This window comes from Janthinobacterium sp. TND4EL3, from assembly GCF_900156175.1.
In the GTDB taxonomy this organism is placed as follows: domain Bacteria; phylum Pseudomonadota; class Gammaproteobacteria; order Burkholderiales; family Burkholderiaceae_D; genus Janthinobacterium.
In genome coordinates this window covers 20,795-44,005 of the sequence record NZ_FTMV01000024.1, presented here as the reverse complement: position 1 = coordinate 44,005, position 23,211 = coordinate 20,795, and the positions used below count along the sequence as shown (strand labels likewise).

Annotated in this window: 20 protein-coding genes; 5 read left to right on the top strand and 15 right to left on the bottom strand. The window is 65.6% G+C overall.

All coding sequences use genetic code 11. From position 1 onward, the window contains the following. Positions 1 to 5: 5 nt before the first annotated feature. The 9 genes from BXA07_RS26420 to BXA07_RS26380 form a co-directional block, all read right to left on the bottom strand. Complete coding sequence (locus BXA07_RS26420) at positions 6 to 1,646, bottom strand: ATP-dependent DNA ligase (RefSeq protein WP_076572467.1); 1,641 nt, start codon at positions 1,644 to 1,646, stop codon at positions 6 to 8. Continuing rightward, positions 1,639 to 2,670 carry a ligase-associated DNA damage response exonuclease gene (locus tag BXA07_RS26415; RefSeq protein ID WP_076572465.1) on the bottom strand — a complete coding sequence of 344 codons (1,032 nt, stop codon included), beginning with the start codon at positions 2,668 to 2,670 and terminating at the stop codon, positions 1,639 to 1,641. Before BXA07_RS26415 ends, BXA07_RS26420 begins: the two co-directional genes overlap by 8 nt. 86 nt (positions 2,671 to 2,756) lie before the next feature. Next, complete coding sequence (locus BXA07_RS26410) at positions 2,757 to 4,442, bottom strand: RecQ family ATP-dependent DNA helicase (protein WP_076572463.1); 1,686 nt, start codon at positions 4,440 to 4,442, stop codon at positions 2,757 to 2,759. A 106-nt stretch (positions 4,443 to 4,548) separates the two neighbouring features. After that, on the bottom strand, positions 4,549 to 4,947 hold the full coding sequence (locus BXA07_RS26405) for an MAPEG family protein (protein WP_076572461.1): 399 nt from the start codon (positions 4,945 to 4,947) through the stop codon (positions 4,549 to 4,551). Positions 4,948 to 4,993: 46 nt separating this feature from the next. Continuing rightward, complete coding sequence (locus BXA07_RS26400) at positions 4,994 to 8,377, bottom strand: hybrid sensor histidine kinase/response regulator (RefSeq protein WP_076572459.1); 3,384 nt, start codon at positions 8,375 to 8,377, stop codon at positions 4,994 to 4,996. Next, entirely contained in the window at positions 8,374 to 9,501 is a 1,128-nt protein-coding gene (locus BXA07_RS26395; RefSeq protein WP_076572457.1) for a hybrid sensor histidine kinase/response regulator, read from the bottom strand. Before BXA07_RS26395 ends, BXA07_RS26400 begins: the two co-directional genes overlap by 4 nt. A gap of 106 nt (positions 9,502 to 9,607) precedes the next feature. Next, on the bottom strand, positions 9,608 to 10,216 hold the full coding sequence (locus tag BXA07_RS26390) for a chemotaxis protein CheB (protein ID WP_076572456.1): 609 nt from the start codon (positions 10,214 to 10,216) through the stop codon (positions 9,608 to 9,610). 1 nt (position 10,217) lies between these two features. After that, complete coding sequence (locus BXA07_RS26385; RefSeq protein WP_076572454.1) at positions 10,218 to 11,051, bottom strand: CheR family methyltransferase; 834 nt, start codon at positions 11,049 to 11,051, stop codon at positions 10,218 to 10,220. A gap of 131 nt (positions 11,052 to 11,182) precedes the next feature. Further along, positions 11,183 to 12,175, bottom strand: coding sequence for an aldo/keto reductase (locus BXA07_RS26380; RefSeq protein ID WP_212592370.1), 993 nt, complete (start codon positions 12,173 to 12,175; stop codon positions 11,183 to 11,185). Positions 12,176 to 12,258: 83 nt separating this feature from the next. Here BXA07_RS26380 and BXA07_RS26375 point away from each other — a divergent pair, with 83 nt between their 5' ends. Together BXA07_RS26375 and BXA07_RS26370 are read left to right on the top strand one after the other, a co-directional pair. Then, positions 12,259 to 13,149, top strand: a complete 891-nt coding sequence (locus BXA07_RS26375; RefSeq protein WP_076572452.1) for a LysR family transcriptional regulator — start codon at positions 12,259 to 12,261, stop codon at positions 13,147 to 13,149. Between the two features lie 67 nt (positions 13,150 to 13,216). Beyond that, complete coding sequence (locus BXA07_RS26370; RefSeq protein WP_076572492.1) at positions 13,217 to 13,726, top strand: GAF domain-containing protein; 510 nt, start codon at positions 13,217 to 13,219, stop codon at positions 13,724 to 13,726. Here BXA07_RS26370 and BXA07_RS26365 read toward each other — a convergent pair whose 3' ends face one another. Together BXA07_RS26365 and BXA07_RS26360 are read right to left on the bottom strand one after the other, a co-directional pair. Continuing rightward, positions 13,727 to 14,323 carry an O-methyltransferase gene (locus BXA07_RS26365; protein ID WP_076572490.1) on the bottom strand — a complete coding sequence of 199 codons (597 nt, stop codon included), beginning with the start codon at positions 14,321 to 14,323 and terminating at the stop codon, positions 13,727 to 13,729. Between the two features lie 37 nt (positions 14,324 to 14,360). Beyond that, positions 14,361 to 15,251 (bottom strand): DMT family transporter, encoded by an 891-nt coding sequence (locus BXA07_RS26360; protein ID WP_076572450.1) that lies wholly within the window; start codon positions 15,249 to 15,251, stop codon positions 14,361 to 14,363. Positions 15,252 to 15,359: 108 nt separating this feature from the next. Here BXA07_RS26360 and BXA07_RS26355 point away from each other — a divergent pair, with 108 nt between their 5' ends. Both BXA07_RS26355 and BXA07_RS26350 read left to right on the top strand, forming a co-directional pair. After that, positions 15,360 to 16,139 carry an AraC family transcriptional regulator gene (locus tag BXA07_RS26355; RefSeq protein ID WP_076572448.1) on the top strand — a complete coding sequence of 260 codons (780 nt, stop codon included), beginning with the start codon at positions 15,360 to 15,362 and terminating at the stop codon, positions 16,137 to 16,139. 81 nt (positions 16,140 to 16,220) lie between these two features. Then, positions 16,221 to 18,683, top strand: coding sequence for a tetratricopeptide repeat protein (locus tag BXA07_RS26350; RefSeq protein WP_076572446.1), 2,463 nt, complete (start codon positions 16,221 to 16,223; stop codon positions 18,681 to 18,683). Here BXA07_RS26350 and BXA07_RS26345 read toward each other — a convergent pair. From BXA07_RS26345 to BXA07_RS26330, 4 genes are read right to left on the bottom strand one after another with little or no spacing between them, the layout of a single operon-like run. Next, positions 18,680 to 19,330 (bottom strand): FABP family protein, encoded by a 651-nt coding sequence (locus tag BXA07_RS26345; RefSeq protein WP_076572444.1) that lies wholly within the window; start codon positions 19,328 to 19,330, stop codon positions 18,680 to 18,682. The genes BXA07_RS26350 and BXA07_RS26345 overlap by 4 nt on opposite strands. 56 nt (positions 19,331 to 19,386) lie before the next feature. After that, entirely contained in the window at positions 19,387 to 19,785 is a 399-nt protein-coding gene (locus BXA07_RS26340) for a hypothetical protein (protein WP_076572442.1), read from the bottom strand. Position 19,786: 1 nt separating this feature from the next. After that, on the bottom strand, positions 19,787 to 20,590 hold the full coding sequence (gene map / locus BXA07_RS26335; RefSeq protein WP_076572440.1) for a type I methionyl aminopeptidase: 804 nt from the start codon (positions 20,588 to 20,590) through the stop codon (positions 19,787 to 19,789). A 17-nt stretch (positions 20,591 to 20,607) separates the two neighbouring features. Further along, positions 20,608 to 21,207, bottom strand: a complete 600-nt coding sequence (locus BXA07_RS26330; RefSeq protein WP_076572439.1) for a TetR/AcrR family transcriptional regulator — start codon at positions 21,205 to 21,207, stop codon at positions 20,608 to 20,610. Positions 21,208 to 21,320: 113 nt separating this feature from the next. Here BXA07_RS26330 and BXA07_RS26325 point away from each other — a divergent pair, with 113 nt between their 5' ends. Further along, positions 21,321 to 22,835, top strand: a complete 1,515-nt coding sequence (locus BXA07_RS26325; protein WP_076572437.1) for an AMP nucleosidase — start codon at positions 21,321 to 21,323, stop codon at positions 22,833 to 22,835. Positions 22,836 to 23,211: the final 376 nt, after the last annotated feature.

Genomic DNA, 23,211 nt, shown 5'->3' with positions numbered 1-23,211 from the left:
CCTGCTCATGCGGCGCCCGCCAGCATGGCCTTCAGGGTGGCCAGGGTATCGGCATCGGCGACTGTCTTGTCTACACGGCGGCGCAGGATGCGGGGAAAGCGCACGGCGATGCCCGCCTTGTGGCGGCTTGACGCGGCGATGCCTTCGAAGCCGATCTCGAACACCATGGTGGGCTTGACGCTGCGCACGGGGCCGAATTTTTCTATCGTCGTCCTGCGGATGGCCGCATCGACCTGCGCGATTTCCGCATCCGTCAAGCCCGAATACGCCTTGGCGAACGGCACCAGCTTACGTTCCCCCTGCCCGCCCTCCTCCACTTCATCCCACACGGCAAACGTATAGTCCGTGTACAGCGAGGCGCGCCGGCCGTGGCCCGCCTGGGCGTAGATGAGCACGGCGTCGACGGCGTAGGGCTCGATCTTCCATTTCCACCACGTGCCCACGTCTTTGGTGCGGCCCACGCCATACGCGGCCGGCATGGCCTTGAGCATCAGGCCTTCCACGCCGCGCGCCCGCGATTCCTCGCGGATGGCGGCCAGCGCTTCCCAGCTCGCGGCGGCGATGCACGGCGACAGGCGCAGCGCGGGAGAGTGCACGCTGGCGACGACGGTTTCCAGCAGCGCGCGGCGCTCGTGCTGCGGCAGGTGGCGCACGTCCACGCCATCGAGTTCGAGCACGTCGTAGGCCACCAGCACGGCGGGCAGCTCGGCCAGCAACTTCGGCGTGACCGTTTTGCGCCCCATCCGTTGTTGCAAATCTGCAAATGGCGCCGGCACGTCGCCCGGCTGCCAGATGAGGATTTCGCCATCGAGCACGGTACCCTCGGGCAAGGCCAGCTGCGCCAGTTCGGGAAAGCGCTCCGTGATCAATTCCTCGCCGCGCGACCACAGCCAGTTCACGCCATCGCGGCGCAGCAACTGGGCGCGCATGCCGTCGTATTTCCACTCGGCCAGCCAGCCACCGACGTCGCCCAAGGTTTCCGGCGCCGCCTGCAAGGGGTGCGCGAGAAAGAAGGGGTAGGGCTGGCCGCCACGCAGCGCGTGTTCCTCGCCGGACTGCGGGCTGATCAGCTTCAAGTATCCCGCGCCCGTGGGGCTGACCTTGCCATCAGTCCAGCCCATCAGGCGCTGGGCGATCAGCTTGCTGTCGACGGCGGCGATCGATGCCAGCGCCCGCGTCACCAGCAGTTTCGACACGCCCACGCGAAAGCCGCCGCCGATCAGCTTGATCAACAGGAAGCGTTCGCGCGTGTCCAGCTCGTCCCAGTACCCCAGCAGGGCGGCGCGGATGGCGTCCGGCGGCGCGCCGCGCAACGGCGCGATGCGCTGCTCGACCCACTCGGCCAGGCCGATGTCGCTACGTTTGGTGGGCGCGGGCAGGATCAGGGCGATGGTTTCGGCCAGGTCGCCCACGGCGTGATAGGCCTCGTCGAACAGCCAGGCATCGAGGCCCGCCCGCTCGGTCGCGTAATCGCGCAGCAATCTGGTGGGCACGGCCTGGCGCGGCTTGCCGCCGGCCAGGAAATACACGGCCCAGGCCGCGTTCTCGGGCGAGGCGCCGCGAAAATAGCCGTGCAGCGCCGCCAGCTTGCGGATGGTGGAGGTGGTTTCGTCGAGTTCCGCGTACAAGCGGGCAAAGTCACGCATGCGCAACGTCCTCCGGCGCCGCGGGCACGCTGTCTGGCATCTCGTCGTCGCCATATTCCGTCTCGAAGCCGCCCGCCTGCCAGCCGTTCTGTTGCAGCCAGCGCACCATCACGGGGATCGAACCGTGGGTGACGATGATGCGTCCGGCCTGCGTGGCCGTGATCGCCTGCATCAGGCCGGGCCAGTCGGCATGGTCGGACAGCACGAAACCGCGGTCCACGCCGCGCCGCCGGCGCGCGCCGCGCAGCAGCATCCAGCCGCTGGCGAACGCATCGCTGTAGTTGCCGAAGCGCTTCATCCACGGCGAACCGGCCGCCGACGGGGGCGCGATCACCAGCGCCGTCTTCAGGGCGGCCTTGTCCGTCACCTCGCCCACCATCACGGTGGCCGGCAAGGCCACGCCCGACTCGCGGTAGACCTGCGTCAATGCCTGCGCCGCGCCATGGCAGATAATGGGGCCGATGGTGGCGTCCAGGCCCGCCAGGATACGTTGCGCCTTGCCGAAGGCGTAGCAGAACAGCACGCTGGTGCGCCCTTCGGCCGCATTCCTGCGCCACCACTGGTTGATGTCGTCGTAGATTTCCTGCGGCGCCTGCCAGCGGTAGATGGGCAGGCCGAAGGTCGATTCCGTGATGAACGTGTCGCAGCGCACGGGCTCGAACGGCGCACAGGTGGGGTCGGGCTGCAGCTTGTAGTCGCCCGATGCCACCCACACTTGCCCGCCGTGCGCCAGGCGCACCTGGGCCGAACCGAGCACGTGGCCGGCCGGATGCAGCGACACCTGCACGCCGTGGTGGTCGATGGTCTCGCCATACGCGAGGCCCTGGATGGAGACGGCGCCCAGGCGGGCACGCAGCACGTTGACGCCGTCGGACGCGCACAGGTAATGCCGGTGGCCGACGCGCGCATGGTCGGCATGCGCATGCGTGATGACGGCGCGCTCGACGGGACGCCACGGGTCGATATAAAACTGTCCCGGCACGCAATACAGGCCTTCCTTGCGCACCACTACCATGTCCGCCATGCCCAGCTCCTACGTTAACACGCCTTGGAATGGCCTGATTCTAGCGCTCTTGCGCCAGATCATCTGTCAGGCAGCGCACACTGGCTTCACGCGGGGGCGACGAATTCCGCCATGAAGGTGCGCGTGGTATTTTCCGGAAACGCAATGGTGACCTGGTCGCCGGCCACCGACAGCACGGTGCCGATGTCGAAGCGGGGCACGCGCACCCGGCTGCCCACGGCGATCGACGGTGCCGATGGCGCGGCGGGCAGCGGCGGCACGGGGGCGTCGTCGAGCAGCATGGGCGTCGTCAGCGCGGGCGGCGACTGGCAATTGTCGCAGGTGCAGCAGCGCTCGAAATCCCCGGCGTCGCCAAAGTAATCGAGCAGCAGCTTCCAGCGGCAAAAACCGCTCTGCGCATACGCCACCATCTGCTCGAGCGCCTGCTTGTCACGTTCCTGCTTGTCGACATAGACCTGCGCCAGCTGCGCGTACGTGGGCGACCTTGCCGACGGCGGCTTCAGGCTGTAGCCCAGCTGGCGGTCCTGGCGCAGCAGCTTGCCGTCCTTCAACAGTTTCAGGCACACCTTCAGGTGGCCATCGGAACACTCGGGCAAGCCCGCTGCCAGCGCGGCAAAAGTGAAGCTGGCCGGCAAGTCTTGCGCTGCCGCAATGATCGTGGCCAGCGCTTCAGCCGTCGGGTAATGCTTGGCCAGGAAAAATTGCTGTACCCGCTTGTCTTGCTGGAAGTACAGCAAGGTGCAGTCGGCGGGCAAGCCGTCGCGCCCCGCCCTGCCCGATTCCTGGTAGTACGCTTCCAGGTTGGCCGGCACCTGCAGGTGGATGACGAAGCGCGTGTCGGGCTTGTCGATGCCCATGCCAAAGGCGTTGGTGGCCACCATGATGCGGCGCTCGCCGCCCATGAACAGCTCCTGGTTGTGCTTGCGCTCGCGCGCCGCCAGTTTGCCGTGGTAGCACGTGACGCTCTCGCCCAGCGCTTCCAGATGCGCCGCCAGGTCTTCGACGGCCTTGACGGTGGCCGCGTAGACGATGCCCGTGCCTGGCGTCTCGCGCAGCAGGCGCAGGACTGTATCGTGTTTTTCGCCGGCATTGGTGACCTGGATCACGCCATAGCGCAGGTTGGCGCGGTAGATGCCCGTATTGACGACGCGCAACTGCGGCGCGCCCAGCTGGGTGCGGATATCGGCCACCACGTCTTCCGTGGCCGTGGCCGTCAAGGCCAGCACGGGCGGACGGCCCAGCGCGCGCAGGGCGGCGGCGATGTCCAGGTAGGCGGGACGGAAGTCATGGCCCCACTGGGAGATGCAATGGGCTTCGTCGATGACCGCCAGCGACGGCGGCGCGGCGGCCAGCAGGGCCAGGAAGTCGGCCGTCGCCAGGCGTTCCGGCGTGCAAAAGATGATGAGCTTGCCACCGTGGGCGATGCGGGCGATGGCGTCGTCTTCCTCGGCGCGCGAAAGGCTGCTGTTGAGCTGCACGGCCGTGATGCCCAGTGCGTGCAATTTTTCCAGCTGGTCGTGCATCAGCGAGATCAGCGGCGACACGACGAGCGTGGCGCCCGGCAACAGGGCGGCCGGCAGCTGGTAGCACAGCGACTTGCCGCTGCCCGTGGGCATGATGGCCAGGGTGTCGCGCCCGTCCAGCACGCTGTCGATGACGTCCTGCTGGCCCGCGCGCAGGCGCGCGATGCCGAATACGGAACGCAGCAGCCGCTCGATCTTGCGCTGGCGGGCGCGGCGCGGATCTTGCAATGCAGAAATAGTAGTCGCCATCGTGGTCTGGTCCCTCGCATGCCGGCGCCAGTCGCCAGCCTGCCGCCACTTTACGGCCGGGCCTGGCGCACCGCCATAGGACGGCTGCTACAGCCCGCGTAGGAATTCAGGAAGCGAACAGGATGGCCCAGAACAGCATCAGCAGGCCGGCGATCGACACGCACCACACGAGCGTGCGCACGACGGGCACGCCAAACGCGTACAGGGGCAGATACAGCACGCGCGCAGCCAGGTACAGGGCCGCGCCGTACAGGGTCAGCGCGCTTTCCTGCGCCGTCACGTGGGCGATCAGCACGGCGGCGGCGAACAGGGGCAGGGTTTCGAACAGGTTGGCCTGGGCCCGCTGCAAGCGGCCCGTGACCTTGCCCACGGGCGGCCCCGCGCTGTCGCGCGCCCCCATATTGTATTGCGGCCCCGTTTCCAGCGTGCGCAACAGCGCAGGCAGGAGGATTTGCAGCAGGGCCAGCACGAGGGTACATGCGAGCATCGTCAGTTCAGGGGTCATGCTTGCCTCTGCAGGGTAAGGCGGGCGGGCCGATGGCGCGCGCCCGTCAGGATTGGTCGAGTGCCGCTTGCAGCTCCATCAAGTCATACGGTTTGCGCAGGACGCTGGCGGAAAAGCCCAGCTCATCCATCGATTCCTTGCCGTAGCCGGTGGAAAAGATGATGCGCATGTCAGGTTTTTCGCGCAGCACCATGCGCGCCAGCGCGATGCCGGACATGCCGGGCAGGCTGACATCGGTAAACAGGATATCGAAATCTTGTTCGCTTAGCAATTGCCACGCGGACTCGCCATCGGACACGCCGCTCACCGTATGCCCGAGCATGCCCACCAGTTCGCATACCATCAGCTGCGAATCGAGATTGTCTTCCACCACGAGTATCTTCATCGATGTCGGCATGTCCCCCTGCGGTTCTGGCGCATGGCCCGTCAAATCCAGCCCCGGCGTGCCGGCGCCCAGGGCGCTGGCCATCAGGCCGCCGGACACCGGCGCGCCGGACCGTTCAAACTGGCGCGCGCGCATCTGCTGCTGGCGGTTGGCCAGCACGTGGCGCAGCTTGCGCGCCAGCTCTTCGCGCCGGTACGGCTTGCTAAGCAATTCTACTCCCGCATCGAGCCGCCCTTCGTGCACGATGACGTCCTGCGCATAGCCGGAAGTAAACAGTACGGCGATGTCGGGCTGCAGCTCGCGCGCCTGGCGCGCCATCTCCGTGCTGCTGACGGGGCCGGGCATGATCACGTCCGTAAAGAGCAAGTCGATCTGCGCGCCGCTGTGCAGCACGGCCAGCGCGCTTTCGCCATCCTCGGCCTTGAGCACCATATAGCCGAGCGCGCCCAGCATGTCGACCACGGTCGTGCGCACGCCCACGTCGTCTTCCACCACCAGCACGGTTTCCGTGCCGCCCGTGACGACGCCGCTCAATTCCACTTCCTCGTCCGCTTCGGCCATCAGCGAACGGGGCAGATAGATTTTGACTCCCGTGCCCACGCCAGGTTCACTGTAGATGCGGATATGGCCGCGGCTCTGCGTGACGAAGCCGTAGGCCATCGACAGGCCCAGGCCCGTGCCCGCCCCTTCCGGCTTGGTGGTGAAGAACGGCTCGAATGCGCGCTGCAGCACGGGGCCGCTCATGCCGCGGCCCGTATCGGTCACCGACAGCATCACGTACTGGCCGGCCGGCACGTCGACCAGATTGTGTACATAATGTTCGTCGAGCACGACATTGCCCAGCTCGATGGTCAGCTTGCCCGCGCCATCCATGGCGTCGCGCGCATTGATGGCCAGGTTCAGGATGACGTTTTCGATCTGGCTGCGGTCGACCAGGGTGTTCCACAGCCCGCCTCCGCCCACGTGCACGATGTCGATGGCTTCGCCCAGGGCGCGCCGCAGCAGCGCATCCATATTGCGCACCACGCGGGCCAGGTCGGCCACCACGGGTTTGAGCGGTTGGCGCCGCGCAAACGCCAGCAGGTGCGACGACAGCTTGGCGCCCCGCTCGACGGCGGCAATGGCCGTGTCGAGCCGCTGGCGCATGAGGCCATCCGCGCCCGCCAGGTGCTGCAGCAGATGCAAATTGCCGGAAATAATCTGCAGCACATTGTTGAAGTCATGCGCGATACCGCCCGTCAGCTGGCCCACGGCTTCCATCTTTTGCGCCTGGCGCAAGGCGTCTTCGGCCTTGGTGCGCTCGCTCACTTCCTGTTCGACCCGGTGCTCGAGCGTTTCGTTCAATTCATGCAGCGCTTTTTCCACGCGGCGCCGGTCCGTGATGTCCGTCTTGACGGCGATCAAGGAACGCGTGTGTCCCTGTTCATCGACGAGGCGGCTGACATTGCTCGACACCCACACTTGCGAACCATCGGGTTTCAGGTAGCGTTTTTCCAGTGAAAACGACTCGCCCGTCTCCACCAGACGCTGGAACAGCACGTTGTTGCCCGGTACATCATCGGGATGCAGGATGTCGTTCATGTTCAGGCTCAGCAGCTCTTCGGCCGACCGGCCCAGCATGCAGCACAGCGCGCCATTGACCCTCTGGAAACGGCCATCGAGGCCCAGCTCCGACAAGCCCACGGACGCCTGGCCGAAAATGGCCGCCATGCGCTCCTGGCTGGCCATCAGTTCCTCCTCGATCTGGCGCCGTTCCGTCACATCGAACGACACGCCCACATAGCGGCGCTGGCCCGGCAAGCGGCCGGGAATGACCTCGCCCTGGCGGGCGATCCAGCGCACCGCGCCATCGGCGGGACGGCGGATGCGGTATTCCACGTATTCGAGCGGATTTTGCGCCAGCTCAAGCTTGCTGGGACCGACCTTTTGCTGGTCGCGCGCATCGACCAGGCTCACCAGCAGTTGCTGCGTGACTTCCTCGTCGTCGGCGATGCCCCACTGGCGGCGGAACGTGGGCGACACCAGCATCGCCCCCGTTTCGGGGAACCATTCGAAGGTGCCGATGCCGCCCGCCTGCTGCGCCAGGCGCAGGCGCTCCTCGCCTTCCATGCGCTCGGTGACGTCGATGCCTTCGACGAAGATGCCCGTGACAGCGCCGTCCGCATCCTTGATGGGCTGGTACACGAAATCGACGTGGCGCTCGCCCGTCTGCCCGTCCGCCGTCTGCAAATCCACCCTGACCTGGCGCCCCTCATAGGCGACGCCGGAACGGTAGACCTGGTCGAGCAAGTCGATGAAGCCCTGTGCCTTGACTTCCGGCAAGGCCGCTTCGACAGTCTGGCCCAGCAGGTCGCCGCGTCCGACGAGGCGCAGATAGTGCTCATTGGCCAGCTCGAACACATGCTGCGGCCCGCGCAGCAGGGCCATGAAGCTGGGCGCCTGCTGGAACAGGGCGCGCAGCAGGGCGCGGTCCTCGTCCAGGCGCCGGTTGGCGGCCCGCACGGCCTCGCTCTCGGCCTGCAAGCTGGTGTTCAGCTTGCCCAGTTCGGCCGTGGCCAGCTTCAGCTGGCGCCCTTCTTCCATGCGCGCCGTCAATTCCACGGCCGTGCACAGCACGCCGTCGACCTGGCCATCCGCGCCATGCACGGGGGTGTAGAACAGGTCGAAGCAGACGTCCGTCGGCTGTCCTCCGCGCAACAGCGGCAGGCAGCGCTCGCGGTGCACCTGCGTCTCGCCGCCCAAGCCCGCCTCCAGGATGCGCGCGTTCCAGTCCCAGATCTCGGGCCAGACGGCCGGCACCGTGCCGCCCAGCGCGGCAGGATGGCGCGGGCCGGCGATGTTGATGTACTCATCGTTATAGATCATCACGTGCTGCGGTCCCCACATCAGCACCATCGCCATCGGCGAATGAAGCACGATGTCGACGCTGGTGCGCAAATGGGCGGGCCAGGCGTCGAGCGCGCCGAGGCTGCTCGCCGACCAGTCGAACTGGCGCACCAGCTCCCCCATGCTGCCGCCGCCGCGCGGCCAGGTAGGCATGCTCATGGCGCCGCCACGTCGGGCTGCACGCAGACCTGGCAATGGCGCGGGATGCGCACCGCCGCCACCGTGCCCTGCGTCGCCGAAGAGCTGAGCTCGACGGTGCCGCCATGGGCCTTGACGAACATGTTTACCGTGTACAGGCCCAGGCCCAGTCCCTGCCCCGTCCTGCGTTTCTCGCGCGCCTGCTGGAACGGCTCGAACAGGGTCGGCAGCAGGGCGGCGGGGATGACGCCGCGATTGATCACGCGCAACTCGATGCTGTCGGCGGCCCGTCCGTCAAGGGCCAGCTGCACGGGCGCGCCCGCCTCGCCATGCGTGATGGCATTGCTCAAGAGATTGGAAATGACTTGCGACAGCAAGCCCGCATCGCACTGTCCATGCAGCTCGCCGACAGTGCTCAGTTCGATGGATGCAGCCTGGCCGCCCGTCTCGAACTCCTCGACGATGGCGCGCGCCAGCGCCAGGTAGTCGTGCATGCTGCTGCGCAATTCCATCGTGCCGGAGCGGATGCGCGCCAGGTCCAGCAGCTGGTCGACCATGCGCGCCATGCGCTTGGCGCTGCTTTCGATGCGCTGCGCCGTGACGACCACCTTCGGGTGGTCGCTCATCATCGGCAGCAGCATGGCGCCGTTCATCACCACTGACAAGGGCGTGCGCAAGTCGTGGCCCAGCACGGCCGTAAACAGTTCATTCAGGTGCAGCGCATGCTTGAGTTCATCGAGCTGGGCCGACAACTCGCGTTTCTGCTGGTACAGCTGCACCAGCACGGCCACCTTGCTTTGCAAGGCTTTCACATCGATGGGCTTGTACAGGAAATCGACGGCGCCCGCCTCGTAGCCACGGAAACTGTAGCTGGGCTCGCGCGAGGCGGCCGTGAGGAAAATCAAGGGAATGCTGCGCGTGCGTTCGCTGCCGCGTATCAGTTCGGCCAGTTCGAAGCCGTCCATCTGCGGCATTTGCACGTCGATCAGGGCCAGCGCGACCTCATGCGTCAACAACAGTTCCAGCGCCTCCGCGCCCGATGAGGCTTTCAGGACCACAATACCGGGCCGCGCCAGCACGGCTTCGGCGGCGATCAGGTTTTGCGCGATGTCGTCAACGACGAGGATATGAATAGGAGCGGTCACGGATCAGTCTTCAGGCATCGTCACGGCAGCATGCCATAATATTTCGATATGGAAATTAATATTGTTTCAGTCTTTGCATATATTACACGCACTGTCACGCCCCCATTCACTTGTCCCCCGCATCGCCCAGCAGAGCCAGGCTGGCTGCCATCTGCGGCAAATCGAGCACGCGGTCGGCGCCGGCCCGCTTGAGCGCGGCGGCCGGCATGACGGCGCAACTGGCCCGTGCCGGATCCTGCACCCAGGCGCCGCCGCCCAGCTGCCGCACGCGCGCCAGGCCCGCCGCGCCATCGGCCGAGGCGCCCGTCAGGATGATGGCCAGCATCGCGCGCCGGTAGGCGTAGGCTGCCGTTTCCAGCAGGACATCGATGGACGGGCGCGAAAAATATACGGGTTCTTCCTGCGACAGTGAAAAACAGCCATCGGGTTCAACTTGCAGGTGGTAATCGGGCGGCGCGAAATACACGACGCCGGCCTGCAGCGGTTCCTTGTCCTGCGCTTCGCGCAGGGGCAGCTGGCAGCGTTGCGCAAACAGCTGCGGCAGCTGGCTCGAGCGGCCCGGCGCCAGGTGCAGCACCACCACGACGGCCGCGCGGCAGGTGGCCGGCAGGGCGCGCAGCACGATGCCCAGCGCTTCCACGCCGCCGGCCGAGGCGCCGATGGCGATCAGGCGCAGGCCCGGTGGCGGCGGCGCCACGTCGCAGGTGGGCAGCATGTCAGGCACGCTGGAAGATGCGCTCGGCCGGGCTCAGCTCGTTGAAGCTGGCCGCATGGCGGCTGAAATGCAGGCTTTCCTTCATGCCCAGCCCCAGAAAGCCCCGGTTGACAAGCGCTTCGTGGAACAGGCCCAGCGCCCGGTCCTGCAAGTCTTTATTGAAGTAAATCATGACGTTACGGCAAGACACCATGTGCACCTCCGAAAACACGCTGTCCGTCGCCAGGCTGTGGTCGGCGAAGACGAACTGGCGCCGCAGACGCCGGTCGAAAATGGCGCCCTTGTAGGCCGCCGTGTAATAGTCGGACAGCGAACGCTTGCCGCCCGCCAGCTGGTAATTCTCGCTGAACTGGGCGATGCGCTCGATGGCGTAAATGCCCGCCTCGGCGGCGGCCAGGGCCTCGACGTTGATGTCCGTCGCATAAATCATGCTACGTTCGAGCAAGCCTTCCTCGTCCAGCAGGATGGCCAGCGACCACACCTCTTCCCCGCTGCTGCAGCCGGCCACCCAGATCTTGATCGAAGGATAGGTATGCAGGATGGGCACGACTTTTTCGCGCAAGGCGCGGAAATAGGCGGGATCGCGGAACATCTCGCTCACCTGCACCGTAAAGAACTGCAGCATCTGCGCGAACACGGACGGTTCGTGCAGTATGCGGTCCTGCAACTGCGACAGGCTGGCGCAGCCGAAGCGCTCCATGGCCTGGCGCATGCGCCGGCGCAGCGAGGCCACGGAATAATCGCGGAAATCATGCTGATATCTCAGCAAGATTCCCTCAAGCAATAATTTCAGTTCTATATCGAAAATATCGTCATCTAACAACATCCACCTCATCGGATACCTGACCGTTGAACACGCTGCAAAGCGCACCGTGCAGTCACTGCCAAATGCTAGCAGATCGTTGCCGATTATCCCGCAGGAAAAGTGTCAGTTAGGTACGCTGGCGTACACTCGCGCGCCTTTTTTCACGCATCCACGCCCTTCATGCCTTCGTCCGTATAGCGCGCGCCCGCTGCCATGCCCAAAGGAAAGGCGGCGCTGATCGCCGCCAGCTCCGCGGCATCGAGCCGCACGTCCAGCGCGCCAAGGTTGTCGTGCAGATAGGCGATGCGCTTGGTGCCGGGGATGGGGATGATGTCGTCGCCCTGGGCCAGCAGCCAGGCCAGCGCCAGCTGGGCCGGCGTGCAGCCCTTGTCGTGCGCCATGCGCTTGACGAGGCCGGCGATGGCCTGGTTGCGCGCCAGGTTGTCGCCGGCGAAACGGGGATTGAAGTGGCGGAAGTCCCCCGCGTCGAGACTGGCCGCACCGGCGATCGTCCCCGTCAGGAAACCGCGCCCCAGCGGGCTGTAGGCAAAGAAACTGGCGCCCACGTCGCGGCAGGCGGCCAGCACGCCCTGCTCCGGCTCGCGCGTCCACAGCGAATACTCGCTCTGCACGGCGGCCACGGGGCAGAGCGCCGCCGCGCGCCGCAAGGTGGCGGCGCTCACTTCGCACAGGCCGACGGCGTGAATCTTTCCTTCTTGCATCAGCTGCGCCAGTGCTCCCATCGACTCTGCCAACGGGGTGTCGAGGTTCAATCGGTGCAGGTAGAACAGGTCGATGGCCTCCACGCCCAAGCGCGCCAGCGACGCCTCGCAGGCCTGGCGGATGTAAGCGGGGGTATTGTCGACGCGGCGCGCATAGCTGCCCGGCTCGCGCGCCAGGCCGCACTTGGTGGCGACCAGCGCCTGGCCGCGGTGCTGGCGCAAAAAACGGCCCAGCAATTGCTCGTTGTGGCCAAAGCCGTAGGCGTCGGCCGTGTCGAACAGGGTCACGCCCGCCGCCAGGGCCGCTTCCAGCGTGGCCAAGGATTGCGCCTCGTCCGTGGCGCCATAAAATTCCGACATGCCCATGCAGCCCAGGCCCAGTGCCGAACTGGTCAAGCCGCTATGGCCGATGCGTCGTTGTTGCAGTTGCATGTTGATCTCCCTCACGTCAATGCGGCCAGTCTGCACCGCGCAGGCCGGCAAGGGAATGTGCGATTTCGTGATACCTTTCTGGTATGAGAGCCCTCGACACCCATGCCCTGACCCTGTTTTGCGCCGTCGCCCGCTGCCTGAACTTCCGCCAGGCGGCGGAGCAGTTGCACATGACCCAGCCGCCCCTGTCGCGCGCCATCCGGCTGCTCGAAGACAGGCTGGGCGCGCGCCTGTTCGAGCGCGACACGCAGGGCGTGGCCCTGACGCAAGCGGGGCGCACCCTGCTGCCGCAGGCGCTGCACATCCTCGATTTGCTTGATGCGGCGCAAGCGTCGCTGCAGCGCGATGCCGCCCCGGCGCGCCTGCGCCTGGGCCTGACCAGTTCCGTCGAAGCGGGACTGTTCCGTCCGCTGCTGGCGGCGCTGGAGGCGCAACTGGGCAATGTCCGCCTGGAACTGACGGCGGCGCCCTCGCCGCGCCTGGTGGCCTCCGTGCGCAAGGGCCAGCTCGACGCCGCCCTGCTCGCCCTGCCCAGCGCCACGTTCGACCTGGCCGTGCAGCCGCTGGCGCGCCAGCCCATGATGCTGGCCCTGCCCGCCGGCCACCGCCTGGCGAAGAAGCGCAAGCTGGGCCTGGCAGATATTTACCAGGAATCCGTCTACTGGTTCGAACGGGCGCGCCAGCCCGCCTTTTTCGACCATTGCCAGCAAGTGTTTCGCCGCCACGGCTTCGCGCCCGCCTTCCTGCGCGAAGCCGTGGACCACCACGTGCTGCTCGGCGACGTGGCGGCCGGCAAGGGCATGGCCCTGCTGGCCGACTCGTTCCGCGCGCTGCGCCTCGCTGGCGTAGCCTACCGGCCATTGGCAGAAGGCGAGGAACTGGCGGCCGGCATCGGCCTGGCCTGGCGGGAAGAACACGGGCATGCGGCCCTGCCCCTGCTGCGCCGCCTGGCGGTGGAACATCTGACAAAGTGAAAGCGCACGCGCGCGGGCCAGACGCGCTACCATGACGCCTTTCCCATTTTTGCGCCCCACCACGACCATGACGTTTACCCTCAGCGACGCCGCCTACGCCACCGACACCCCCGCCGCCAAGCAAGCCATGTATGCGGACCTGCGCTCGCAGCTGCAAGGATTGCTGTCGGGCGAGACCGATTTCATCGCCAATACGGCCAACTTCAGTTCGCTGGTATTCAATACCATGCCGGGCCTGAACTGGGCCGGTTTCTACTTTCTCAAGGGCGAGGAGCTGGTGCTGGGACCGTTCCAGGGCAAGCCGGCCTGCATCCGCATCAAGAAAGGCCGTGGCGTGTGCGGCACTACCGTGGTCGAAGGCAAGTCCATCGTCGTGCACGATGTGCACGCCTTTCCCGGCCACATCGCCTGCGACGTCAATTCGCGTTCGGAACTGGTGGTGCCCGTGTTTGCGCAGGGTCACATCATCGGCGTGTTCGACCTCGACAGCCCCCTGACCGGCCGCTTCGACGAGGTCGACGCGCAGGGCGTCGAATCGCTGGTGCGCGTGCTGGAAGCGGCCATCGTCGCTGAATAATCAGTTGCCGGACTTGACGGCGATGAATTCGCCCTTGCCGACCGTGGCCAGGCACGTCGTGTAGCGGCTGTCGGCGCGGATGGCGTCAAGGAACGGCGCCATGTCCGCGTAGTGCGAGCTGGCGTTGTCGACCACCAGCACGCCGCCGGCCGCCAGTGCGCGGTCCAGCTGCGGCCACCATTGTTCATACTGCTGGCGCGCGGAATCGAGGAAGATGAAATCGTAGGCGCCGTCCGCCGCATCGCGCAGCACGTCGCCCGCGTCGGCCAGCAGTTGCCCGATCACGCCCTGCAATTGCGCGCGCGCAAAGTTGGCGTGCGCCATGTCGAACTTGTCCTGCGCCTTTTCCACCGTCACCACGCTGCCGCCCAGCGCCCGCGCCGCGCGCGCCAGCCACAGGGTGGAATAGCCGTTCGAGGTGCCGATTTCCAGCACGCGCCGGGCGCCTCGCGCGTGCACGAGCACGGCCAGCAGTTCGCCCGTGTCGCGCGTGATGTTGAGCATGCGGCTGGCGCGCTCGGCATGTTCAGCATCATTGGCCAGACCGAACGCTTCCAGTTCGTCCAGCAGGATATCGATGGTATCAGCGCTTGCCATGATGGCTCCTTTGCAAAATACCAGCATAGCAAAAATACTACGCCTGTGCGCGCCTCAATGGACGTTTCAGGGTCTGCACCATCAGCACGCCCAGCAGGGTCACGCCGCCGCCGATCAGGTCGTAGCCATGCAAGGTTTCACCCAGGAACAGCATGGCGATGATTACCGTGAACACGGGAAGCAGATTCATCAATGTCGTGGCGCGGCTGGGCCCCAGCCTGGCCAGGCCGTGCATCCACAAGAACGGCGCGATGATGGAAGCGGGAATGCCGGCAAACAGTACCAGCGGCAAGCCGGCGCCGGTGACGGGCGGCGCGGACTGGCTCAGGTAATACACGAACAGCACGGGCACGGCGCACCAGACCTGGATCAGCAAGGAGTGCCAGTTATTCAGGGGAATCTTCCACCGCTTGAGCAGCACGCCGTAGCCCGCATACGACAGGCAGGCCAGCAGCATCAGGGCGTCGCCCACGGCCGCGCCATGAGCGAGCAGCGCGGCCGGGTCGCCATGGCTGAGCAGGTAGCCGAGTCCCAGCAAGGACACGATGCCGCCGAACACGCCGCCCACGGTGGGCGCCTCTTTCAACACCAGCACGGACAGGCCCACGGCCAGCAGCGGCATCATCGACGCCAGTATGCCCATGTTGGTGGCCGTCGTCGTCTGCGCGGCGATATACGCGAGGCACTGGTACATGACCATGCCCAGCATACCCAGCACAAACAGTTTCCCAAGATACGGTTTCACCACGGCACGCTGCTTCCACACGGGCCGGCCAAACGCGAGCGCCAGCAGCACGCCGGCCAGCAGCCAGCGATAGAACGAGATGGCGGCCGGGTCGATCACGCCGACAGCCATCTTGCTGACGATGGTGTTGATGGCCCAGATCAGCACGGCAATCACGGGAAACAGATAATGCTTGGCTTTCATGCAAGTAACTCCACGATTCAATGACTGCCATTTTCGCATGGTCCGATTCCATGGATATAATGAAAACCGGACAAACGATGCGAAGAACAGGACAAAACAGGAGATACCATGGCCAGCAACCAGCATTTCCCCGCCGTTTCCGACGCCCTGCCCTATCCCGTGTATTTCCGCCTCGACGATTACCACGCGCACCAGCAGTTCGATTACCAGAGCCATCCGTGGGGCCAGCTCACGTATTGCTCCACGGGCGTGATGGAAATCATGGTGGCGGGCCAGCGCTACCTGTCGCCGCCCCAGTATGCCGTGTGGATACCACCGGAGACCTTGCACGACGGCTATATCCGCCAGGACGTGGTGTTTCACTCGGCCTACATCGATGCCAGCCTGTGCACGCAGCTGCCGGCGCAGCCGTGCGCGCTGGTGCTCAGTCCCTTGCTCAAGGCCATACTCGGCGACTTCGCCGAAAGAAACGTCACCACGCCCGCCACCGAGGCCGACCAGCGCCTGGCGCAGGTGCTGGTCGACCAGTTGCAGCTGGCGCCGTGCAGCCGCAACTACCTGCCCGGCAGCGACGAGCCCGTCATCGCGGCGCTGCTGGCCGCCCTGCAGGCGGAGCCGGGAAGTAACCGCTCACTGGCCGAGTGGGCCGCGCACTTGCACGTCACCGAGCGCACGCTGGCGCGCCGCTGCCAGCGCGAACTGGGCATGCCCTTTGGCGAATGGCGCCAGCGCCAGCGCTTCCTGGCGGCCCTGCCCCTGCTGGAACGGGGCGACACCGTGCAGGCGATCGCGCTGGAACTGGGCTACAGCACGGCCTCCGCCTTCATCGCCATGTTCCGCCGCCAGAGCGGCGGCACGCCGGACCAGTTCCGCCGCGGCCTGCGCTGAAAATGCGGGTCCGCTTTGTCATGGTTTGTCATATAGGGATGCTAAAATTAAAACATCTTTCCAGAGAGCAAAAGGACGCGCATGAACCCCAGCACCGAGACGGCCCATGAAACCCAAGGCGGCGAGGATGCGCCGCAGGTGGCAGAGACGGCCGTGACGGCGCCGGCGCGCATTCGCCTGGACAAGGAAGAAACACCCACGGTTCTGGGCAAGCTGCGCATCCTGGTGCAGGACAAGACGCGTTTCGAACCGCACGACATCACGCCGCTGGGCGAAGAAGACGTGCTGCAGGATTTTTCGCTGCAAGCCAATTACGCACTTGAGGCGCGTTTCGAGCAGCGCGTCATCAATGGCTATTTCGCGCCGTCGGGCAATGACTGCCGCTGCGGCTCCCATGAGGTGGGAGCGCTCGCTCACGCGCAGGAGAAGGAGCGGCTGCGCCGCGCGGCAGGCAAGCTCGACGCTGCCCTGCGCCAGCCGGGCCACGCCTACAACGGCGTCGAAGCGGGCGTTTACCTGCCGCACGCCGTCAAGTACTGGCACCTCGATACCTGCAGCCCCTGTTCCGGCAAAGGCCGCATCGGCTGCCACACCTGCCACGGCTTGACCACGGAAACGTGCTGGAACTGCCATGGCGGGCGCACCGTCAGCTGCGACGCCTACGGCTGCTATGGCAGCGGCAAGGTGTCGTGCTCATATTGCAGCGGCAACGGCACGGTAGCCGAGCAAGTCACAGACTACGTGACGGTGCAAGTGCCCACTACCACCTACAGCAACGGCAGCTCGCACACCAGTTACCACAGCGAAACACGGCCCCAGTACCGCACCGAATACCGCAATTGCTACCATTGCAGCTTTGGCAAGGTCAGCTGCAACACCTGCCACGGTTCCGGCAACATCAATTGCGGCACTTGCCGCGCCAGCGGCAGCATCACGTGCCGCACCTGCAGCGGCGTGGGCGACCTGCGCTGCAACCCGTGCGATGGTTCCGGCAAGGTGGGCAAGGCGGCCTGGATCGACGTGCACGTGGCGCCCGGCTACAGCGTCAGCCTGCCCAAGCAGGCGCCCGACGACGCGCGCCGCATCCGCGACAAGGAGAGCGTGCACTCACTGGCGGCCATTGCCAGCAGTTTGAGCCTGGCGAAAGTGAGCATCTACAATGAAGACCAGCCGCAGGAAGTCGACGCCCTGTATGCGGCCAAGCTGCGCATCGTGCGCCTGGACGCCGCCTGCAACGGAGAAAAGCACCACCTGGTCGCGTACGGCACGGATCTGCGCTGGCTGACCCTGGACGACATCGTGGAAAAGCTGCTGCGCGGCGACCTCAAGGCGCTCAGCGATGCGCTGGCCGGCAGCTTGGATGACGGCCTGTTCTCGGCCCACGTGCAGGGATTATTGACGCCGCTGCGCGACGTGGCCGCGTCGGAACTGAATGCGGACGTGATCGAGTCCGTCCTCAGCGGCGACGCGGACCACGCCCACGTCGACGTCGTGTCAGCCGACTATGCCAACAATGTGCGCACCTGCGTGCTCGGCGCCCTGCGCCAGGTCTACACGCGGCTGTCCAAGCAATTCTGGTGGAAAAGCGCGCTGGCAGCCCTGGCCGCCGCCATCGCCGCCTGGTTTTTTGCCGGGCGCGGTGCCGCCGCCGTCGCCGGCCTGCTCGTCGCGGGCGCCGGTTACTGGCTGTTCAACCGCAAGGTCAAAGCCGTGCTCAGTGAAGCGCTGGGCGGCGAACAGCAGGCCACGCGGGCCATGGGCATCGCCGGCAAGGGCCGCCGCAACCAGCTGGCCCACGTGCTGATCCTCGCGCCCGCCAGCGTCGCCGTGCTGGCCGCCAGCTATGGCTTGCCCGCGCGCGTGCGCCCGGTTGCTCCGCCGCCGCAAACGGCCATGGCCTCGGCCCCCGTCGCGCCCCATGCGCCGGCCGCCGTGCCGCAGGACGCAAGTGTCGCCAAGGCCGTCAAGCTGTACGAAAATGGCGACAAGACGCAGGCGCTGGCCATGCTGGAAAGCCTGGTCGGCAAGGGCGACGCGGGCGCGTATGGGCTATATGGCTGGATGCTGCTGATGGGCGAAGGCAAGCCCGGCCCCGCCACGGCGCCGACGGCGCGGCAGCGCGAAGAGCGCCAGGTGGCCGCCAAGCCCCTGGTCGGCAAGGGCCTGCTGAAAAACGACAGCTATGCGCTGACGGCAAAGGGCGTGATGCTGGCCGAAGGCTGGCAGGAGCCGCGCAATATGGCGCGCGGCCTGGATCTGCTGAAACAGGCGGCCAACAAGGGCAATGCCCAAGCCATGCATTTGCTGGGCCTGTACAACGTGCGCGGCTACCAGATCCCCGTCAACCACAAGGAAGCGCGCAAATGGTTCACCCTGGCCGCCGACAAGGGCAGCGCGGGCGACATCTACAACCTGGGCCTGATGGACTGGGAAGGCGCCGGATTAACACGCCCGGACCGCGCCAGCGCCATGCAGCGCTGGAAGATCGCCGCCGCCATGGGCGAGGAGCGCGCGATCAAGGCCGTCGCCCAGGGGCAGCCTTAGGCGGCGGCTGCCGCCAGCGCCTGCAAGGCCATCGGGTTCGGCGTCGGCTCGGCGATTTTCGTCAGCAGGTTGCGGTCCGTGTGGTGGAACGGCTCGTCCTTGCCGCGAATGAGCATGACCGTGTCTTCGTCGTAGCCCCAGGTGCCGTCGGCGTGGATGTCGACCTTGATGCGGTATTCGACGGTGGTGAACGCGTGTTCGAGGAAGGGGTTCGAGCAGATGCCGTAGGCCGTCGAATCGCGCTTGGCCACCAGTTCGAAACTGCTGGCATCCGCCGTCGTCGTGCCCGACGCCATGGCGATCTGGCCACGCGGGATGGCGAGGGTCTGGATCACGGCGCCCGTGGCCGGCTCCCACAGCCAGTAGCCCACTTGCTCATGATAGGTTTTGACCTGGTCCGGCTTGGTGATGTGGATGTAATAGCGCAAGCCGTAGAACAGCTGCGGGCCGTTGGTGACGGGGTCGATCGGCTGCAGCTCGATGCGCTCGACGAAGGCCTGCTTGCGCGGACCATCGGCCTTCGGCTTGACGTCCAGGCCGCGCGTGCCCGTCCAGATGCCGGCCATGCCGGTCAATGGACCCAGGTTGTTCAGGGTGTGCACGTCGGCAGACGGCTCGGTGTAGATATCTTCGGGAAAATCGCTCATGCGGAGGTCTTCAAAATGGGGCAACAGTGCTTGCCGCTATTGTAAGACCCAGGCCGCTAGCGTGGAAAGAGCGCGATGTGGCGTTCAAGGTACGCCAGCGCAGCCAGCGCCAGCGCGGGGCGCTGCGCGGCGAACAGCGCCGCGTCGCGCGCCTGCAGCAAATTGCCCGCCACTTCCGGCAGGTCCAGCTGGCCGGCGATCAGCACCGCCACCGCGTCGATATTCGCATACAGGGCGCTGTCGAAGCCTTCCCAGTCCACGTAGGCCAGCCACCCGGCCAGCATCACCACGCCGGCGACGGGCGGCGCCAGGGCCGCGATGCGCTCGGAACGCAGTACGCTGTCGTCGCGGATGCCTTCCTGCTGCAGCACGGCCAGCGCCACCTGCTGCAGCGCGTCTTCCGGATCGCAGCGGTATTTGTCCAGCAGGCGCTGCGTCAGGCTGGCGCTGTGCATCTCAGACCAGCGGGTCCGGCAAGCCGGTCAGGGTAAAGATTTCAAAGCCCGTTTCCGTCACGGCCAGCGAATGCTCGAACTGCGCCGACAGCGAACGGTCCTTCGTCACCGTCGTCCATTTGTCGGGCAAGACCTTGACCTGGTAGCTGCCCACGTTGAGCATCGGTTCAATCGTGAAAATCATGCCCGGTTCGAGCACGATGCCCGTGCCGGCACGGCCATAGTGCAGCACTTGCGGCGTGTCGTGGAAGACCTGGCCCACGCCATGGCCGCAGAAGTCGCGCACGGAGGAAAAACCCTGCGCCTTGGCCACCGCCTCGATGGCGGCACCCACGTCCCCCAGGGTCGCGCCCGGGCGCACGGTGTGGATACCGGCCATCATGGCTTCATACGCCGTGTTGACGAGGCGGTTGGCCAGGATGGACACGGCGCCCACCTTGAAGGTGCGGCTGGTGTCGCCGAACCAGCCCTGGAACTTCGGCGTCACGTCGATGTTGAGGATGTCGCCCACTTTGAGGATCTTCGTCTCGGACGGGATGCCGTGCGTGACCACGTGGTTGACGGAGATGCAGCTGGCGTGCTTGTAGCCGTGGTAGTCGATGGTGCCGGGGATGGCGCCGGCGGCGCGCATGAATTCCTCGCACAGGGCGTCGAGCTTGGCCGTCGACACGCCGGGTTTGACGAAGGGCGTGATGTAGTCGAGCGTGTCGGCGGCGATGCGGCCGGCCGCGCGCATGCCGATGAAGCCTTCTTCATCGTGCAGGGGGATTTTCTTGCCGTGTTCTAGCTGGGTGGAATAACGCATGGGGATTCTTTTCTTTGTCAGTGTGTGATGGTTTGGGTCGCCCAGCCGCGCACGGCATCGTGCGAGGCGCGCAGCATGGCGTCGACGCTGGCCGGTATCGGCCGCTCCTGGGTCAGGTAGGGCTTGACGACGGCCACGGGGGCGTCGATCAGCACGAACTTGAGCAGCATGTGATCCAGATCAAGCTCCTTGCTGGCGGGCATGGCTTCGGCGCAGCGCTCAAAGCAGGCGTCGAGCGCCGCCTGTTCCTCTTCCACGGCGGCCAGCAATTCCTCGCTGAGGCCACTGCTGAAATCGGGGCTGTCCGCGCATTGCAGCAGGAAGCGCGCGTACACGGGCTTGCGCCGGCACCAGTCCAGCAAGCCATGCACGCCGGCCCAGGTGTCGCCGCCGAGCCAGCGGCTGGCCACTTCCTCGCGGAAGTCGCTTTTTACGCGCAGCCAGGCGCGCGCCAGGATGGCGTTGCGCGAATCGAAGCGGTGATACACGGAACCGATGGGCGCACCGGCCTTGACGGCGATGGCGGCCATCGACACGGCGCCCACGCCGCACTGGGCGGCGACGGCGATCGCGCTGTCGATGAAGTTGTTTTCGTTGAATTTGGCTAGTCTGACCATTCAAATAGAATACAGATTCTATTTGAATCCGTCAAGCGGCTCCGGCTAACGCCCACACGACTTGCCTTGCTGCCTTACAATGGTATGCACGAACCGCCACAAGGAGAATCCGCTTGCTTACGCCCCCTTTCATCGCCTCCGCCCGCTTCGACGATCCACGCCAGGCGCTGGCGCAGGTGCAAGCCATTTACCGCAGCAGCATCGAACACTTGCGCGATGCGCTGCAGCGCTTTGTTGCCGGCGAGGAGATGCACGAACGGGTGCGCGCCTGCTACCCCTTCGTGCGCATCCAGACCGAAACCGTGGCGCGCGCCGACTCGCCGCTGGCCTACGGCTTTGTCGCCGGCCCCGGCGTGTTTGAAACCACGCTGACCCGCCCCGACCTGTTCGGCGACTACTACCTCGACCAGTTCACCTTGCTGCTGAAAAACCATAACGGCGGCCAGAAGGTGCTGCTGGAAGTGGGCGTCAGCGCCCAGCCCATTCCCGTGCACTTCTCGTTCGCCGAACATGACCATATCGAAGGCAATATGGATGCGGGCCGCCGCATGGCCATGCGCGACCTGTTCGACCTGCCGGACCTGTCGGCCATGGATGACGGCATCGCCAACGGCACCCACGAGACGGCGCACGGCGAAGCGCAGCCGCTGTCGCTGTTTACAGGACCGCGCGTGGACTATTCGCTGCAGCGCCTGCGCCACTACAGCGGCACCTCGCCGCAGCATTTCCAGAACTTCGTCCTGTTTACCAATTACCAGTTCTACATCGATGAATTCATCCGCCTGGGCCACGCCATGATGGACCGCGCGCCCGACGCCGCCACGCCGTCGGACGACGACGGCTACGTCGCCTTTGTCGAACCGGGCAACGTCGTCACGCGCCGGGTCGGACAAACCGTCGAGAGCGACGATGCGCTGGGCGCCGCGCCGCCGCGTTTGCCGCAGATGCCCGCCTACCACCTGCTGCGCGCGGACGGCAGCGGCATCACCATGGTCAATATCGGCGTCGGACCGGCCAATGCGAAGACCATCACCGACCATATCGCCGTGCTGCGCCCGCACGCCTGGCTGATGCTGGGCCACTGCGCCGGCCTGCGCACCACGCAAAGCCTGGGCGACTACGTGCTGGCGCACGCCTATGTGCGCGAAGACCACGTGCTCGACGAAGACTTGCCGCTGTGGGTGCCGATCCCGCCGCTGGCGGAAATCCAGCAGGCGCTGCAAACGGCGGTGGCGGAAATCACCCAGCTGACGGGCCATGATTTAAAGCACATCATGCGCACGGGGACGGTGGCCAGCACGGACAACCGCAACTGGGAACTGCTGCCGCAGCGCACGCCGGAGCGCCGCTTCAGCCAGAGCCGCGCCATCGCGCTGGACATGGAAAGCGCCACGATCGCCGCCAACGGTTTCCGCTTCCGTGTCCCCTACGGCACCCTGCTGTGCGTGAGCGACAAACCGCTGCACGGCGAAATCAAGCTGCCCGGCATGGCCAATCACTTCTACCGCGAAAGAGTCGACCAGCACCTGCGCATCGGCATCCGCGCCGTGGAACTGCTGCGCCGCCAGGGCGTGGACCGCCTGCACAGCCGCAAATTGCGCAGTTTTGCCGAGGTGGCGTTCCAGTAAGCCCCGCCCCGCCCAACGCCAGCCGCCCTTGCCGGGCGGCTTTTTTTTGCCTGGATCGCGGCACCGGCAGTACTGCTGCCTCCCGCTTTTCCCGACCACATGTCGTCACAAAAAAACAACAAATGTCTAGACAGGCGAAAAGCAAACACCGAACTTTCGACGAATATTTTTCCAGATGGCAAATTTAATTTATTTAACAATTGAAATTTAACACTTTCATGCTCATCGCAAATGAAAATCATTGTTCTTCATTCTGGCCATTGCCATATACATCAACAAATACCCGCCTGTTCTTGACAGCAAAGATCAAAAAATGGTCTGATGAATTGCAAATTTAAACTACTAAATTTGTAATATGGTCATTTTGAAAATAATT

Coding starts and splice junctions, on each gene's coding strand:
- BXA07_RS26380 (WP_212592370.1), bottom strand. CDS start 12,175: ATGCAACTGCAACAACGACGCATCGGCCATAGCGGCTTGACCAGTTCG.
- BXA07_RS26345 (WP_076572444.1), bottom strand. CDS start 19,330: ATGAGCGATTTTCCCGAAGATATCTACACCGAGCCGTCTGCCGACGTG.
- BXA07_RS26385 (WP_076572454.1), bottom strand. CDS start 11,051: ATGAGGTGGATGTTGTTAGATGACGATATTTTCGATATAGAACTGAAA.
- BXA07_RS26355 (WP_076572448.1), top strand. CDS start 15,360: ATGGCCAGCAACCAGCATTTCCCCGCCGTTTCCGACGCCCTGCCCTAT.
- BXA07_RS26370 (WP_076572492.1), top strand. CDS start 13,217: ATGACGTTTACCCTCAGCGACGCCGCCTACGCCACCGACACCCCCGCC.
- BXA07_RS26350 (WP_076572446.1), top strand. CDS start 16,221: ATGAACCCCAGCACCGAGACGGCCCATGAAACCCAAGGCGGCGAGGAT.
- BXA07_RS26340 (WP_076572442.1), bottom strand. CDS start 19,785: ATGCACAGCGCCAGCCTGACGCAGCGCCTGCTGGACAAATACCGCTGC.
- BXA07_RS26375 (WP_076572452.1), top strand. CDS start 12,259: ATGAGAGCCCTCGACACCCATGCCCTGACCCTGTTTTGCGCCGTCGCC.
- map (WP_076572440.1), bottom strand. CDS start 20,590: ATGCGTTATTCCACCCAGCTAGAACACGGCAAGAAAATCCCCCTGCAC.
- BXA07_RS26360 (WP_076572450.1), bottom strand. CDS start 15,251: ATGAAAGCCAAGCATTATCTGTTTCCCGTGATTGCCGTGCTGATCTGG.
- BXA07_RS26365 (WP_076572490.1), bottom strand. CDS start 14,323: ATGGCAAGCGCTGATACCATCGATATCCTGCTGGACGAACTGGAAGCG.
- BXA07_RS26420 (WP_076572467.1), bottom strand. CDS start 1,646: ATGCGTGACTTTGCCCGCTTGTACGCGGAACTCGACGAAACCACCTCC.
- BXA07_RS26390 (WP_076572456.1), bottom strand. CDS start 10,216: ATGCTGCCCACCTGCGACGTGGCGCCGCCGCCACCGGGCCTGCGCCTG.
- BXA07_RS26410 (WP_076572463.1), bottom strand. CDS start 4,442: ATGGCGACTACTATTTCTGCATTGCAAGATCCGCGCCGCGCCCGCCAG.
- BXA07_RS26415 (WP_076572465.1), bottom strand. CDS start 2,670: ATGGCGGACATGGTAGTGGTGCGCAAGGAAGGCCTGTATTGCGTGCCG.
- BXA07_RS26330 (WP_076572439.1), bottom strand. CDS start 21,207: ATGGTCAGACTAGCCAAATTCAACGAAAACAACTTCATCGACAGCGCG.
- BXA07_RS26400 (WP_076572459.1), bottom strand. CDS start 8,377: ATGAGCATGCCTACCTGGCCGCGCGGCGGCGGCAGCATGGGGGAGCTG.
- BXA07_RS26405 (WP_076572461.1), bottom strand. CDS start 4,947: ATGACCCCTGAACTGACGATGCTCGCATGTACCCTCGTGCTGGCCCTG.